This is a genomic window from Derxia gummosa DSM 723 (assembly GCF_000482785.1).
GTDB classification, from domain to species: Bacteria; Pseudomonadota; Gammaproteobacteria; order Burkholderiales; family Burkholderiaceae_E; genus Derxia; species Derxia gummosa.
Map to the genome: position 1 here is coordinate 485600 of NZ_AXWS01000008.1, position 13873 is coordinate 499472.

General features: G+C 73.1%; 12 protein-coding genes. 10 read left to right on the forward strand and 2 right to left on the reverse strand.

Translation table 11 applies throughout. The annotated features are described in order from the left end of the window. The first annotated feature begins 2 nt into the window (after positions 1 to 2). From H566_RS0108460 to H566_RS0108500, 9 genes are all read left to right on the forward strand, one after another. The gene (locus H566_RS0108460; protein ID WP_028311100.1) at positions 3 to 794 is read left to right on the forward strand and encodes a sulfite exporter TauE/SafE family protein; all 792 of its coding nucleotides are present in this window, start codon (positions 3 to 5) and stop codon (positions 792 to 794) included. A gap of 251 nt (positions 795 to 1045) precedes the next feature. Then, positions 1046 to 1378 carry a hypothetical protein gene (locus H566_RS0108465; RefSeq protein ID WP_156924340.1) on the forward strand — a complete coding sequence of 111 codons (333 nt, stop codon included), beginning with the start codon at positions 1046 to 1048 and terminating at the stop codon, positions 1376 to 1378. 172 nt (positions 1379 to 1550) lie between these two features. Then, entirely contained in the window at positions 1551 to 2372 is an 822-nt protein-coding gene (locus H566_RS23840) for a FadR/GntR family transcriptional regulator (protein ID WP_084544894.1), read from the forward strand. Then, the gene (locus H566_RS0108475; RefSeq protein ID WP_084544895.1) at positions 2369 to 3922 is read left to right on the forward strand and encodes an FAD-linked oxidase C-terminal domain-containing protein; all 1554 of its coding nucleotides are present in this window, start codon (positions 2369 to 2371) and stop codon (positions 3920 to 3922) included. Before H566_RS23840 ends, H566_RS0108475 begins: the two co-directional genes overlap by 4 nt. A 1-nt stretch (position 3923) precedes the next feature. Beyond that, positions 3924 to 5141, forward strand: coding sequence for a glycolate oxidase subunit GlcE (gene glcE / locus H566_RS0108480; protein ID WP_028311103.1), 1218 nt, complete (start codon positions 3924 to 3926; stop codon positions 5139 to 5141). Position 5142: 1 nt separating this feature from the next. Beyond that, positions 5143 to 6477 carry a glycolate oxidase subunit GlcF gene (gene glcF / locus H566_RS0108485; RefSeq protein ID WP_028311104.1) on the forward strand — a complete coding sequence of 445 codons (1335 nt, stop codon included), beginning with the start codon at positions 5143 to 5145 and terminating at the stop codon, positions 6475 to 6477. A gap of 45 nt (positions 6478 to 6522) precedes the next feature. After that, positions 6523 to 7263, forward strand: coding sequence for an HNH endonuclease (locus H566_RS27370; RefSeq protein WP_245591310.1), 741 nt, complete (start codon positions 6523 to 6525; stop codon positions 7261 to 7263). Between the two features lie 31 nt (positions 7264 to 7294). Further along, entirely contained in the window at positions 7295 to 8518 is a 1224-nt protein-coding gene (locus tag H566_RS0108495; protein ID WP_028311105.1) for a hypothetical protein, read from the forward strand. Positions 8519 to 8657: 139 nt separating this feature from the next. After that, positions 8658 to 9518 carry a fumarylacetoacetate hydrolase family protein gene (locus H566_RS0108500; protein ID WP_028311106.1) on the forward strand — a complete coding sequence of 287 codons (861 nt, stop codon included), beginning with the start codon at positions 8658 to 8660 and terminating at the stop codon, positions 9516 to 9518. An 18-nt stretch (positions 9519 to 9536) separates the two neighbouring features. On the opposite strand, the gene H566_RS0108505 is transcribed toward H566_RS0108500, so the two are convergent. Together H566_RS0108505 and H566_RS23850 are read right to left on the reverse strand one after the other, a co-directional pair. After that, entirely contained in the window at positions 9537 to 10595 is a 1059-nt protein-coding gene (locus H566_RS0108505) for a formylglycine-generating enzyme family protein (RefSeq protein ID WP_034410995.1), read from the reverse strand. Between the two features lie 5 nt (positions 10596 to 10600). After that, entirely contained in the window at positions 10601 to 12295 is a 1695-nt protein-coding gene (locus H566_RS23850; RefSeq protein ID WP_051378375.1) for an arylsulfatase, read from the reverse strand. Between the two features lie 336 nt (positions 12296 to 12631). Between H566_RS23850 and H566_RS0108515 the strand changes: the two genes are divergently transcribed. Beyond that, positions 12632 to 13873: an efflux RND transporter periplasmic adaptor subunit gene (locus H566_RS0108515; protein WP_051378604.1), complete on the forward strand. Its 1242-nt coding sequence runs from the start codon at positions 12632 to 12634 to the stop codon at positions 13871 to 13873.

Genomic DNA, 13873 nt, shown 5'->3' on the forward strand with positions numbered 1-13873 from the left:
CGATGCTGATGCCGCTTGCCTTCGGCGCCGTGATCGGCGCGGTCATGGGCCTGACCGGCGCGGGCGGCGGCATCCTGGCCGTGCCGGCGCTGGTGGTCGGACTGGGCTTCTCGATGCAGGAAGCGGCGCCGATCGCGCTGCTGTCGGTGGCGGTGGCGGCCTGGATCGGCACCGCGCAGGCGCTGTCGGCCGGGCATGCGCGCTATCGCGCCGCGACCGTCATGGCGCTGGCCGGGCTGCCGCTGTCGGGGCTGGGCGCGCTGCTCGCGCATGAACTGCCGCAGCGGGCGCTGATGCTTGTGTTCGCCGCGATCATGTTCGTATCGGCCGGGCGGGCGCTGCTGCAACGACGCCAGGCCGCGAGCGGAGCGCCCGCGCGGCCGGCGCGGCTCGATCCGGCCACCGGCCGCTTCGTCTGGACGCGGCCGACGCTCACGACCATCGCCGGCATCGGCGCGCTCACGGGCTTCATGACCGGCCTGCTCGGCGTGGGCGGCGGCTTCGTGATGGTGCCGACGCTGCGCCGCTTCACGCCGCTGACCATGCATGGCGTGGTCGGCACCTCGCTCATGGTGCAGGCGCTGGTGGCGAGCGGCACGGTCACGGTGGCGCTGGCGCGCGGGGCGGCGCTGCCGTGGTCGCAGGGGCTGGTGTTCACGAGCGGCACGGTGGCGGGGCTGGTCGCGGGGCGGCTGCTCAACCGGCGCTGGTCGGCCGCGCGGCTGGAGACGGCCTTCACCGTGCTGGTCGTGGTGGTGGCGCTGCTCATGGTGGGCAAGGCGCTGGCGCTCTGAGCGGGCGGCGACCGGTCAAGCGACGACCCGGTGCGTAACGGTTATGTGTTTGACGCCCGGTGAGCGGGCGCGAAGAGTGGCGGCCGGTCTTCCCGTTCTTCTTCTGCCCGCCGCGAGCCATGTCCGCCCGTTCCCGCCTGTCTGCATGTCTGTCCGGCCGATGGCGAGCGTTGCTGTTGGTCGGGAGGTCGTCGCGCCTGCGCCCGGCCCAGATGGGCGACGCGCCGGCCGAGGCACGGGCGGAGCCGCGGGTGGCCGATGCCGACACGCCCGGCGGGCCGGCGGCGGGCACGCCAGCGCCGCTCGCCGCGTCGGCGGCCCACACCGCCGACGGGTTGACATTCGACGCGCCGCGCGCGGTCGGCCGCTGGGTGCGGCTGCGCGTGAGCGACCCGGCCGGCATCCGGATGGTGTTCATGATCGAGCTGCGCGGCCTGCGCGCCTTCCGCCGCCACGAAGCCCTGCTGCGCGCCCTCTGCGCCCACCGCTTCGCCACCGACCGCGAGACCCTGCTCGGCAGCGTCATCACCGCCGAGGCCATCGCTGCCGCCCAGGCCGCGCCGGGCGAGGCCGGACGCGGCTGAGCCGACCGCTTTCCGCCCGCCGTCTCGCGGCCCCGGACCCGACTGCCTCACGTCCTTCTGCTCAGGCCGCACCACGCGCCGCCCCGGGCGCGACGGGTCATTCCCAGGTTTTTCCCCGCGCCGTCCGCCTGCGGATAGAATCGCGCTTCAACTTGTCAGACAACCAGGTCACTTGAGCGCTGATCCATCCTCCCTGTCCGAACTCTCCCGCCTGTCGCGTCCGCAGGCGTTGAGCGAGGAAATCTCGGCCCGGCTCGCCAGCCGCATCGCCGCCGGCGAGTTCGCGCCCGGCGACCGCCTGCCCACCGAAAAGACGCTGGCCGAAGCCTTCGGCGTGAGCCGGCCGGTGGTGCGCGAGGCGATCGCGCGGCTGCGCACCGACGGCCTGGTCGAGACGCGCCAGGGTGCGGGCGCCTTTGTCGCGGCGGCCTCGCGCAAGCCCCGGCTGCGCTTCGAGCCGGCCGCCACCGCGCCCCTCGCGGGCAAGGCTGCCGGCGCGGCCGCGTCAGCCGATGCCGACGCCGCCGCCCTGCGCGAAATCTTCGAGCTGCGCGCGATGCTCGAACCCGTCGTTGCCGGCCTCGCGGCGCGGCGCGCCGAGGCCGGCCATCTCGCCACGCTCAAGTCCAGCCTCGACGAGATGGACGCCGCCCTCGCCACCGGCCGCAACGCCGCCCGCGCCGACGACGCCTTCCACAACGCGCTCGCCGCCGCCACCGGCAACCGGCATGTGATGCAGCTCATGGACTTTCTCGGCGCCCATTTCTCGGGCACGCGCGAGGTGGCCTGGCGCGTCGAAGGCGAGGGCGCGCCCTACTCGGCCGAGGCCCAGGCCGAGCATCACGCGCTCTACGACGCCGTGGCCGCCGGTGCCGCCGACGCGGCCCGCGACCGTTCGCTCGCCCATGTGCGCGGCGTGGCGGCGCGCGCCGGCATCACGCTGCCCGCCGACCTCGGCGACTTCCCGCTTTCCCCTTCCGGAGACCATCCATGAGCCAGCTCGCCAGCCCGGGACCGGGCGGCCTGCAAGCCCTTGCAGGCCAGGCCGCGCGTCCGGGCGCCGACGACGGCGCCTATGCCCGTCCGCAACCCGTCGGCCACGGCGGCGGCGCGATCCCGACCTTCGACATCGACCGCGTCGCCGCGCGCCTGCGCACGGTGCTGCCGGCCTCGGCCATCCACAGCGATGCCGAATCCCTGCGCCCCTGGGAATGCGACGGCATGACCGCGATCCGCCAGCTCCCGCAGCTGGTCGTGCTGCCGGCCACCGAGGACGAAGTGCGCGCCGTGCTTGCCGTCTGCCGCGAGTTGCGCGTGCCCGTCGTGCCGCGCGGCGCGGCCACCGGCCTGTCGGGCGGCGCGACGCCGCATGCGACCGGCGTGGTGATGAGCCTGGCGCGCCTCAACCGCATCGTGAAGATCGACCCGGTCGCGCGGCTCGCGGTGGTGCAGCCCGGCGTGCGCAACCTCGCGGTGAGCGAGGCCGCCGCGCCGTTCAACCTCTACTACGCGCCCGATCCGTCATCGCAGATCGCCTGCACCATCGGCGGCAACGTGAGCGAAAACTCCGGCGGCGTGCACTGCCTCAAGTACGGCCTCACGGTGAACAACGTGCTCGGCGTGCGCGGCATCACGATGGAGGGTGAGAGCGTTTGCATCGGCGGCGCCGCGCTCGACGCGCCGGGGCTCGACCTGCTCGCGGTGCTCAATGGCTCGGAAGGCAACTTCATGGTCATCACCGAGGTGACGGTGAGGCTCGTGCCCAAGCCGCAGCTCGCGCGCGTGGTGCTCGCGAGCTTCGATGACGTGACCAAGGCCGGGGACGCGGTGGCCGCGATCATCGCCGCCGGCATCATCCCGGCCGGCCTGGAGATGATGGACAAGCCCGCCACCTGCGCGGTCGAGCCCTTCGTCAAGGCCGGCTACGACATGAACGCCGAAGCCATCCTGCTGTGCGAATCCGACGGCACGCCCGACGAGGTGGCCGAGGAGATCGAGCACATGGAGCGGGTGCTGCGCGCCGCTGGCGCCACGCGCTGCCAGGTGAGCCGCGACGAGGCCGAGCGGCTGCGCTTCTGGGCCGGACGCAAGGCGGCCTTTCCGGCGGTGGGCCGCATCTCGCCCGACTACCTGTGCATGGACGGCACCATCCCGCGCAAGCAGCTCGCGACGATGCTGCTCGCCATCGTCGAGATGGAGAAGAAGCACGGCCTGCGCTGCGCCAACGTCTTCCACGCCGGCGACGGCAATCTGCATCCGCTGATCATGTACGACGCCAACCAGCCCGGCGAGCTGCAACGCGCGCTCGCCTTCGGCGCCGACATCCTGCGGCTGAGCGTCGCGCTCGGCGGCAGCATCACCGGCGAGCACGGCGTGGGCGTCGAGAAGATCGACGAGATGTGCGCCCAGTTCACGCCGGACGAGATCGCGGCCTTCCACGGCGTCAAAGCCGCATTCGATCCACAGCTTCTGCTCAACCCGGGCAAGACGGTGCCGACCATCGCCCGCTGCCGCGAATATCGCCTCACCGGCGGAAAGCACTGACATGGACGCGATCGATCCGATCATCGAAGGCTGGCGCGCGCGCGTGCTCGACGCCGGCAGGACGGGCAGGGCGCTGGTGCTGCGCGGTGGCGGCAGCAAGGACTTCTACGGCGGCGTGCCGGTGGCGGATGCGCGGGGCGCAGGCCAGTCGGGCGCGTCCGCTGAGGCCGACCTGCTCGACACACGCCTGTACGCCGGCGTCGTCGCCTACGAGCCGACCGAGCTTTACGTCACCGCGCGCTGCGGCACGCCGCTGGCCGAACTCGAAGCGCTGCTGGGCGAGAAGGGCCAGATGTTCGCCTTCGAGCCGCCGCATTTCGGCGCGGGCGCGACCGTGGGCGGCATGTTCGCGGCGGGGCTGAGCGGGCCGCGTCGGCCCTCCGCCGGCGCGCTGCGCGATTACGTGCTCGGGCTCAGGCTGCTCGACGGCCAGGGCCGGCTGCTGAACTTCGGCGGGCAGGTGATGAAGAACGTCGCGGGCTATGACGTGTCGCGCATGCTCGCGGGCAGCCTCGGCGTGCTGGGCATCGTCACCGAGGTCACGCTCAAGCTGCTGCCCCGGCCGGTGGAGGAAGCCACGCTGCGCTTCGAGCTGGGCGAGGACGCGGCGCTCGCGGTGCTCAACCGCTGGGGCGGCCAGCCGCTGCCGATCAGCGCGAGCGCCTGGGAGGGCGGCGTGCTGACAGTGCGGCTGTCGGGCCAGCGCGCGGCCGTGCGCGCGGCGCGCGAACAGCTCGGCGGCGAGCGCGTCGATGATGCCGACGCCTTCTGGGCCGCGCTGCGCGAGCAGACCGCGCCGTTCTTCCGGCCGCTTGCGGCGGGCGAGGCGCTGTGGCGCCTGAGCCTGCCGACGACGGCGCCGGCGTTCCGCGCGGGCGGCGCGGCCGTGGCGGCGAGCGCGGCCGGCACGGCCTCGGACGCCGGCCTCCTGCCGCTGCCGCCCGCTGCGTTGCAAGCCCTTGCAAGCGCACCGCAGCTCGTCGAATGGGGCGGCGGCCAGCGCTGGCTGCACGCCCCCGCCGAAGCCGGCCCGGCCCTGCGCGCGGCGGCCTCGGCGCTCGGCGGCCACGCCACGCTGTTCCGCGGTACCGACGCCGCGCGCGCCGCCGGCGTCTTCACCCATCCCGGTGCCGCGCTCATGCGCGTCCACGCCGGCCTGAAGGCCGAATTCGATCCGGCGCGCGTGTTCAACCGTGCCCGACTCTTCCCGGAGCTTTGAGATGCAGACCGACCTCGCCCCGCGCTGGCGCGACACCGACACCGGCCGCGAAGCCGAGCGCGTGCTGCGCGCCTGCGTGCACTGCGGCTTCTGCACCGCTACCTGCCCCACCTACCAGACCCTCGGCGACGAGCTCGACGGCCCGCGCGGGCGCATCTATCTCATCAAGGCCGTGCTCGAAGGCAAGGCGCCGACCGAGGCCACGCGCGACCACCTCGACCGCTGCCTCACCTGCCGCGCCTGCGAAACCACCTGCCCGTCGGGCGTCGAGTACCACAAGCTCGTCGACATCGGCCGCGCCGTGGTCGAGGCCGAAGTGCCGCGTCCGCTCGGTCAGCGCCTCGTGCGCAAGGCGCTCGGCTGGGGCCTGAGCGACCCCGGCCGCTTCGGCGCCGGTCTCGCGCTCGGCCGGCTTGCGAAGCCGCTGCTGCCCGCCCGCCTCGCCGACAAGATTCCCGCCGACGTGCCCGCCGCCGGCGCATGGCCCCCGCTGCGCCATGCGCGCCGCATGCTCGCGCTCGCGGGCTGCGTGCAGCCGGTGCTCGGGCCGGACATCAACGCCGCCGCAGCGCGACTGCTCGACCGGCTCGGCATCAGCCTCGAGGTCGCGCCCTCGGCCGGCTGCTGCGGCGCGCTCAAGTTCCACCTCAACGAGCAGGACGCGGCGCTGGCGCAGATGCGCGCCAACATCGATGCCTGGTGGCCGGCGGTGCAGGCCGGTGTCGATGCCATCGTCATCACCGCCTCGGGTTGCGGCGCCCAGGTGAAGGATTACGGCCATCTGCTGCGCGGCGACGCGGCCTATGCCGAGAAGGCCGCGCGCATCAGCGAGCTGTGCCGCGATCCGGCCGAGGTGCTGCTGGCGGAACGGGCGGGGCTGTCGGCGCTGCTGAAGGCGGCGGGGCAAGGCGGCGCGGCGTCTGCCGGCTCGGGCGCCGGTGCCGGCGCGGTCGGGCCGTCGCCGGCAGCCTTCGGCGCGCCGGTCACGATCGACGGCCGGGACATCCGCCGCGTCGCCTTCCAGTCGCCGTGCACGCTGCAACACGGCCTGAAGGTGCGCGGCGTGGTCGAAAGCCTGCTTTCGGATGCGGGTTTCGAGCTGCTGCCGGTGGCCGAGGGCCATCTGTGCTGCGGCTCGGCGGGCACCTATTCGTTGCTCCAGCCGGAGATTTCGGTGGCGTTGCGCGAGCGCAAGCTCGGCAACCTGCAAGCCTGCGGGCCGGACGTGATCGCCAGCGCCAACCTCGGCTGCATGACGCATCTCGGGCCGAAGGCTGGCGTGCCGGTGTTGCACTGGGTCAGCCTTCTCGATCAGCGTCTGGCCCGATCGGCTTGATGGACGGCGAGTCCGCAATCACGAGGCTCGGGACATGAGGACAGCGTGAACGACCAGCAACGGGAACTCGCCCATGAACTCGGGCGCCGGATATTTCTCGGGGAGATGTCGCTCTCTGGGGCCAGGCAGTCGTTGCTTGACAAGGCCGGTGTTCCGGCCAGTTCCGGCCAGGACATCTTGCGTTGGTACCGCGCCATGCGCGAGGGAACGACCCCGAAGCGGAATCTGAGTCTTGGCGACTTCGACTACTTTGTGACGCGGATGGCGTCGGAATTGGGCGCGCAGGGGTTGGGGACCGCCTTGACGGCAATCCGGACCCACATCCGCTACCGGGAGGAGGTGAACAAGATCGCGCAACCGGGCTTGCGTCGGCTGCACGACCGGCATGCGAAGACTCTTCGTGAGATGGAGGCACGGCGTGATCCGCAATCCTTGTCTGCCTTCCTCGCGATCCGGTCCGATGACGAGGCGCGCGCGATGCGCTTGCCCATCGAGGAGCTGCGGCGTCGGATCGCCGCGGCGGATCCGTTGCCCCGGAAAGTGCTGGTGACGACCGAGGTGTTCCAGCGCGATCCTCATGTGGTCGCGCAGGTGTTGCTGAAGGCGGCCGGCCATTGCCACCGCTGCGGTCATGCGGCCCCGTTCACACGGCGTGATGGCTCCCCTTACCTGGAGGTTCACCATCTTGTTCCGCTATCGGAAGGTGGGCAGGACACCGTCGAGAACACGGTCGCGCTGTGCCCCAACTGCCACCGCCAGCAGCATCACGGGACACGCGATCTCTAGTGCCCCGGCGCGTCCGGGTCTCCGTCTGGCGGTGCTTGCGGCCGGCGCGCTGGTCGGCTGCATCCCCGCGCCCCACGGCGAGTACTACCGGCCCGACCATTCCGACCCGAGCGTCACCCGCGCCGGCGAGTACTGCCATGGCGCCGCCGGCGCGCCGACGCGGCTCGCGATCACGGTCGCGGGCGACGTGCGGCTCGGCATCGAGGCTCGCGTCTCGTCCGATGCCGCCGCGCCCGGCCTCGACATCGTGCTGAGCGCGGTCGTGCCGGCCGGCCATGATCTGCGCTTCACCGCCGCCGGCTTTGACGCCGATGACGGCCAGGGCGACACCCGCCATCTCGCGCCCGTCGCCAGCGCGAGCGCCAGCCTCGATGTCGCCGCCGACGCGCCGATCGACCCGGCCATCCTGGCGCCGGTCGCGCCCGTGCCGGGCCGAGACTTCCGCCTCGGCCTCTCGCACGCCTGGCAGTTCGGGGCCGACTGGCCGCCCTCGGTCTTCACGATGCGGCTGCCCGCCGTAACGCTGGACGCGCCTTCGCCTTCGCCTTCGCCTTCGCCTTCGCCTTCGCCCACGACCGCGACCGCGACCGCGACCGCGACCGGAGCGGCAGTCGCCGGCACGGTACCGGTCGTCGGTGCGGACGGCACCGCCCGCCAGCCCGCCCGCGACATCGCCGCCCGCGCCTGGCGGCGCCCCGACGGCAGCGCCAGCCCGCCGCGCCCCGGCCGTACCGTCGTCTGGATCACCGACGAATCCGAAGCCCGCCGGGCCGAGCGCGAGCAGCGCTGCCGCGCCGAGACGCCCGCGCGCCGCTGCGACCTCATCGCCGCCTACGACGACGGCGGCTTCAGCCTCGCCGATGGCCCGCTCGCCTGGCAGGGCCGCTGGTGGCGTCACGACATCACCCGCGCCGACCCCGCACGCGGCGAACTGGCCCTGCGCCTCGACCGGCCGCTGCGCCTGCGGCTCGATCCGCCCGAACTCGTCTTCACCGGCGCCGACGGCGCGGTGTGGCGCCATCGCATCGAGAAACTTCGTCTCACCGTCGGGCAGGGTCTCGCCCTCGACACGCCGTTGCGCGGCGTCGGTGCCGAAGGGACGCGGCTGGGCGCGGTCGCGCGCCTGCCCGCCGGCCGCGCGCGCTGGACGATCACGCTGCCGCCTGTCGTCATCGACGGCCAGCCGCATCAAATCGCCCCCTTCGTGATCGAACGCCGCCGCTTCGACGGCGGTCTGCTGCCCTTCAACTGCTGAGGCGTTTGCGTGCGCTAGCACCGTCCGCGCCGCGTTGCCGACCGCCTGACCAAAACGTCCTGCCGGACGAGCGGCAACCCCCGCGAAGTGTCGGCTAACGTCCTTTCCAGACGACCAATCACTAGAAAGGATGACCGGGATGAAACTGCTGCGCTTCGGCCCGCCGGGGGAGGAACGCCCCGGCCTGCTCGACCGCGATGGCGTCATGCGCGACCTGTCCTCGGTCGTGGGCGACATTGCCGGCGCGGCGCTGTCGCCGTCGGGACTGGCGCGGATCGCGGGCATCGACACCTCGCATCTGCCGCTCGTACCCGCCGACGCGAGGCTCGGGCCGCCGGTAGCCGGTGTGGGCAAGTTCATCGGCATCGGACTGAACTATTCGGACCATGCGCGCGAATCCGGCATGGCCGAGCCGAAGGAGCCGATCGTCTTCATGAAGGCGGTGAGCTGCATCGGCGGTCCCGACGACGACGTGATCGTCCCGCGTGGCTCGACCCGGCTCGACTGGGAGGTGGAGCTGGGCGTGGTGATCGGCAGCCGCGCGCAGTACGTCGCGCCCGAGGCGGCGCTCGGCCATGTGGCCGGCTATGTGCTCGTCAACGACGTGTCGGAACGCGCCTTCCAGCTCGACCGGGGTGGCTTGTGGGACAAGGGCAAGGGCTGCGACAGCTTCGGCCCGATCGGCCCCTGGCTCGTCACGCGCGACGAGCTGCCCGATCCGCAGGCGCTCGACCTCTGGCTCGACGTGAACGGCCGGCGCATGCAGTCGGGCAGCACGCGCGACATGATCTTCGGCGTGGCCGAACTCGTGAGCTACGTGAGCCAGTTCATGACCCTGCTGCCCGGCGACGTGATCGCCACCGGCACGCCGGCCGGCGTCGGCATGGGCCGCCAGCCGCCGCAATACCTGCGCCCCGGCGACGAGATCCGCCTGGGCATCGGCGGCCTCGGCGAGCAGCGCCAGATCGTGGTGACGGCGGGCGCGGCGCGCCAGCCCTGAGCGCGAAGGCGGCGCGCCTCAGTCCGTCACGACGGTGCGGAAGCCGACATGCGAGGTCGCCAGCCCCGTCTCCAGCGGCTGGCGCGAGGCCGGCCGGTAGCGCACGCAGAAGTCGGGCGAGCACAGGAAGGAGCCGCCCTTCATGACCGTGGCGCGGCCCTCGGGCGCGCGACCGTCGGGCCGAACCGCGTCGGGATCGTCGGCGGCGTGGTCGCCGGTCCAGCCGTCGCGCGTCAGCTCCCACACGTTGCCGACCATGTCGCTCAGGCCGTAGCCGTTGGCCGCGAAGCAGCCCGCCGGCGCCGTGCCGCGCCAGCCGTCGGCGCCCCGGTCGCGGTCGGGAAAGCTGCCCTGCCAGGTGTTGGCGGTGCGCCGCAGCAGGCGCTGGAACTCGGCGGTATTGCCCTCGAAGGCATTGGCCAGCCGCGCCGCGCGGCCGGTCAGGCCGCCGAGCGCCGCGTACTCCCATTGCGCCTCGGTCGGCAGCCGGCGGCCGAGCCAGCGCGCATAGGCCTCGGCGTCGGCTAGGCTTACCTGCACCACCGGATGCGCCGCCTTGCCGGCGATGCCGCTGCCCGGCCCTTGCGGGTGGCGCCAGTCGGCGCCGCGCACCTGCTTCCACCAGCCGTAGGGCACGACCGCCTCGCCGGGCCGGGGTGCCACGAACACCGCCGACGCGCCCGCGCGCTCGGCCTCTGTGATGTAGCCCGTCGCGCGCACGAAGGCCGCGAACTGCGCGTTCGTGACCTCGTGCTCGTCGATGAGGAAGGCCGGCAGCGCCACCTCGCGCCCGCCGCGCTCCTCGGCATAGCCGGCGTCGGCGCCGGGCACGAAGCGGCCGACGGGCACCGGCTTCATGCCGGCGCGGTTGGGCGCGGCCTCGCTGCCGGGGCCGAAGCCGGCGGGCAGGCCCGAGCCGGCGCGGCAGGCGGGCGCCGCGCTGGCACTGGCACTGGCACTGGCACTGGCGCCGCGCCCGTCGCCCGGCGGCGCCGGCGTGAAAGCGCTTGCAGCCCCCGCGCCGAGGGCCGCGCCGGCCAGCAGTATCCGCGCGGCCCGTCCCGGCCAGCCGCGCATCGCCCTCACTCCAGCCGGCCGAAGTAGTCGCCGATGCCGTAGCGCTCGGCGATCTTCTCGGCCAGCCGCGGCACCTCGACCACGCCATTCGACTTCGAATAGCGCTCGTAGCCGGCCACGAGCCGCGCCAGCACCTCGGGCTGGCGCGCCGCGACGTTGTGCTGCTCGGCGCGATCGGTGGCAAGGTCGAACAGCTGCCATTCGCCCGGCCCGACCGGCGGCGCGGCCCAGACGATCTTCCAGTCGCCCTCGCGCCAGGCCTTGCGGCCGAACAGCTCCCAGCCCTGCTCGAAGCGCGCATGGATGGCCGGCTGCCGCCCTTCGAGAAAACCCACGAGCGAACTGCCCTGGATCGGCGCCACCGGCCGGCCGCGATACTCGGCCGGCGCCTTCGCGCCCGCGAGTTCGAGCAGCGTCGGCGCGAGGTCGGTCACATGGCCCGGCGCGGCCGAAACCTTGCCGCCGCCGAGGCGCGCCGGGTAGCGCACGATGGCCGGCACCGTCGTGCCGCCCTCGTGGCTGAAGCCCTTGAACAGGCTGAAGGGCAGGGCGCTCACCTGGGCCCAGTTGGGGCCGTAGGCGGCCCAGGAGTCGCCGCGCCCGATGTTCTCGACCGCGTTGTTGCGCTGGCTGCCGCGCACCGCCGGGTCCTGTCCCTCGGCGCCGTTGTCCGACATGAAGACGATGACGGTGTTGTCGTACTCGCCGCTGTCCTTCAGCTCGCGGATGACGCGGCCGATGGCCTGGTCGAGCCGGTCCACCATCGCCGCGTAGGTCGCCATGCGGCGGGTTTCCTGGCGCTGCTGCGCGGGCGTGAGCGCCTTCCACGCCGGCCAGAGTGACAGCGCCTTCGCCGGCTCGAAGCCGGCCGGGATCAGGCCGAGCGCCTTCTGCTTCGCGATGCGGGCCTGGCGGATCGGCTCGTAGCCGTTGGCGTAGCGCGCCTCGTACCTGGCGATGAGCGCGTCGGGCGCCTGGAGCGGCCAGTGCGGCGCGGTGAAGGTGAGGTAGCCGAAGAAGGGCCGGGCGTCGCCGCGCCGGTCGCGCAGATAGCCGACCATGCGCTCGGCGTAGTAGTCGGTCGAATAGAAGTCGGCCGGCACCGTGGCGAGCTTGCCGTCCTCGCGGTACCAGGGCTCGGCGGGGTTGATGACGGTGTTCCACGGCTTGGCCACATGGTCGTCGGCGCCGCGCAGCAGCGCGAAGGAGCGCTCGAAACCGGCGGCCTTCGGGCTGCGTTCCTCGGTCAGGCCGAGGTGCCACTTGCCGCTCATGAGCGTGAGGTAGCCGGCGTCGCGCAGCAGCGCGGGCAGGGGCGCGACGCGGTCGTTCAGATAGCCCTCGTAGCCCGGCTTGCCCTTCTGCTCGTCCACCATCAGCTCGGCCATGCTGCCGAGGCCGGCGACATGGTTGTCGGTGCCCGACAGCAGCATCGAGCGCGTCGGCGAGCAGGTCGCGCCGGTGTGGAAGTCGGTCAGGCGCAGGCCCTCGCGGGCGAGGGCGTCGAGGTTGGGCGTGTCGATCTCGCCGCCGAAGGCGCCGAGATCGGAGAAGCCGAGGTCGTCGGCGAGGATGAGCAGCAGGTTGGGGCGGCGCGCGGGCGTGTCGGCGGCCCGGGCGGCCGGCGCGGCCAGCAGCGCGGCGGCGAGCGCGGTGACGGCGAGGCGGGCCGGGCGGCGCCGGAGGAGGGAAGGCGGCATGTCGTTCTTGGGTTGGCGGGAGGCGGGGGCGGCGAAGGCGCAAGCGGCGTTCCAGCGCGAAAGCCCGTCCGGCTGCTGCAAATGCAGCCGGATGGCGCGACGGACGCGACGTGGCGCTGCGAACCGCGCAGCCGTGCTCCGCCGCCGTGCCTCGAAGCCAGCAGGTCGCCTGGCTGCCCCGGCGCTTCGATTTCCGGCGCTTCCTTCCTGCGCGCTGAACGGAACGCGGCCCCAGACATGCGGCGTTAGCAATCCTCCCGTTTCATCTGCGCCCTTCGGCGCTTGCCGGTGAATGCCGCCCGGCATCGCCGCCGCCGTCCCGTCCTGCCCGATTTCATGACCATCACTTCTCCCAAGCCGGCCGCGACCGGCGCCCGCGCGCGCCGGCGCCTGGTGTCGGCCGGGCTCGTCCTCGTCGTCCTCGCCGGCCTTGCCTATGCGCGGCTCACGCCGCCGCCCGCGCCGCGCCTGCTCACCGCGCCCGTAGTCGTCGCCGACATCGAGGACGCGGTGGTCGCCACCGGCACGCTCCAGGGCTTGCAGCAGGTGAGCGTCGGCGCCCAGGTGTCGGGCCAGCTCAAGTCGCTCAAGGTCGCGCTCGGCGACACGGTCAAGCAGGGCGATCTCGTGGCCGAGATCGATTCTCTGCCGCAGCAGAACGCGCTGCGCACCGCCGAGGCCGCGCTCGCCAACGTGCAGGCGCAGCGCGCGTCGAAGCAGGCGACGCTGACCCAGGCGCGGCTCGCCTTCGAGCGCGCGCAAACGCTTGCAGGCGCCGACGCCGGCTCGCGCGAGGCGCTCGAAACCGCCCAGGCCACGCTCGACACCACGCTGGCCGACATCGCCGCGCTCGACGCGCAGATCCGGTCGGCGGCGGTGGCGGTGGACACGGCGCGCATCAATCTCGGCTACACCCGCATCGTCGCGCCCATCGACGGCACGGTCGTGGCGGTGGTGACGAAGCAGGGCCAGACCGTCAACGCCAACCAGAGCGCGCCGACCATCCTCATCCTCGCCCAGCTCGACCAGGTGACGGTCAAGGCGCAGATCTCGGAAGCCGACGTGGTGCGCGTGAAGCCTGGCCAGCCGGTGTACTTCACCATCCTCGGCGAGCCGGACGTGCGGCGCCGCGCCAGCCTGCGCGCGGTCGAGCCGGCGCCCGAGTCGATCTCGTCGTCGAGCAGCAGCACCAGCACCTCGTCGAGCAGCAGTTCGAGCAGCACCAGCAGCGCGAGCGCCGTTTACTACAACGGCCTGTTCGACATCCCCAACCCTGACGGCAAGCTGCGCATCTCGATGACGGCCGAGGTGCATGTGGTGCTGGGCGAGGCCAGGGGCGCCATCAGCATTCCGGCCACCGCGCTCGGCGAGCGCCAGCCCGACGGCCGCGTGGAAGTGCGCGTGGCCCGGCCCGACGGCCCGCCCGAGACCCGGCTGATCCGCACCGGCCTCGACAACCATGTGAACGTGCAGGTGCTCGAAGGCCTGCAGGCCGGCGAGCAGGTGGTGATCGGCGAAGGCTCGGCCACGCCGGCGGCGGGCGGTTCGTCCGCGCGCCGTCCGCCGCCGATGTTCTGA

Excerpts from the sequence above, each read along its gene's own strand:
- glcE (WP_028311103.1), top strand. The coding sequence starts at position 3,924 with ATGGACGCGATCGATCCGATCATCGAAGGCTGGCGCGCGCGCGTGCTC.
- H566_RS0108505 (WP_034410995.1), bottom strand. The coding sequence starts at position 10,595 with ATGCGCGGCTGGCCGGGACGGGCCGCGCGGATACTGCTGGCCGGCGCG.
- H566_RS0108460 (WP_028311100.1), top strand. The coding sequence starts at position 3 with ATGCTGATGCCGCTTGCCTTCGGCGCCGTGATCGGCGCGGTCATGGGC.
- H566_RS0108500 (WP_028311106.1), top strand. The coding sequence starts at position 8,658 with ATGAAACTGCTGCGCTTCGGCCCGCCGGGGGAGGAACGCCCCGGCCTG.
- H566_RS0108515 (WP_051378604.1), top strand. The coding sequence starts at position 12,632 with ATGACCATCACTTCTCCCAAGCCGGCCGCGACCGGCGCCCGCGCGCGC.
- H566_RS0108475 (WP_084544895.1), top strand. The coding sequence starts at position 2,369 with ATGAGCCAGCTCGCCAGCCCGGGACCGGGCGGCCTGCAAGCCCTTGCA.
- H566_RS23850 (WP_051378375.1), bottom strand. The coding sequence starts at position 12,295 with ATGCCGCCTTCCCTCCTCCGGCGCCGCCCGGCCCGCCTCGCCGTCACC.
- glcF (WP_028311104.1), top strand. The coding sequence starts at position 5,143 with ATGCAGACCGACCTCGCCCCGCGCTGGCGCGACACCGACACCGGCCGC.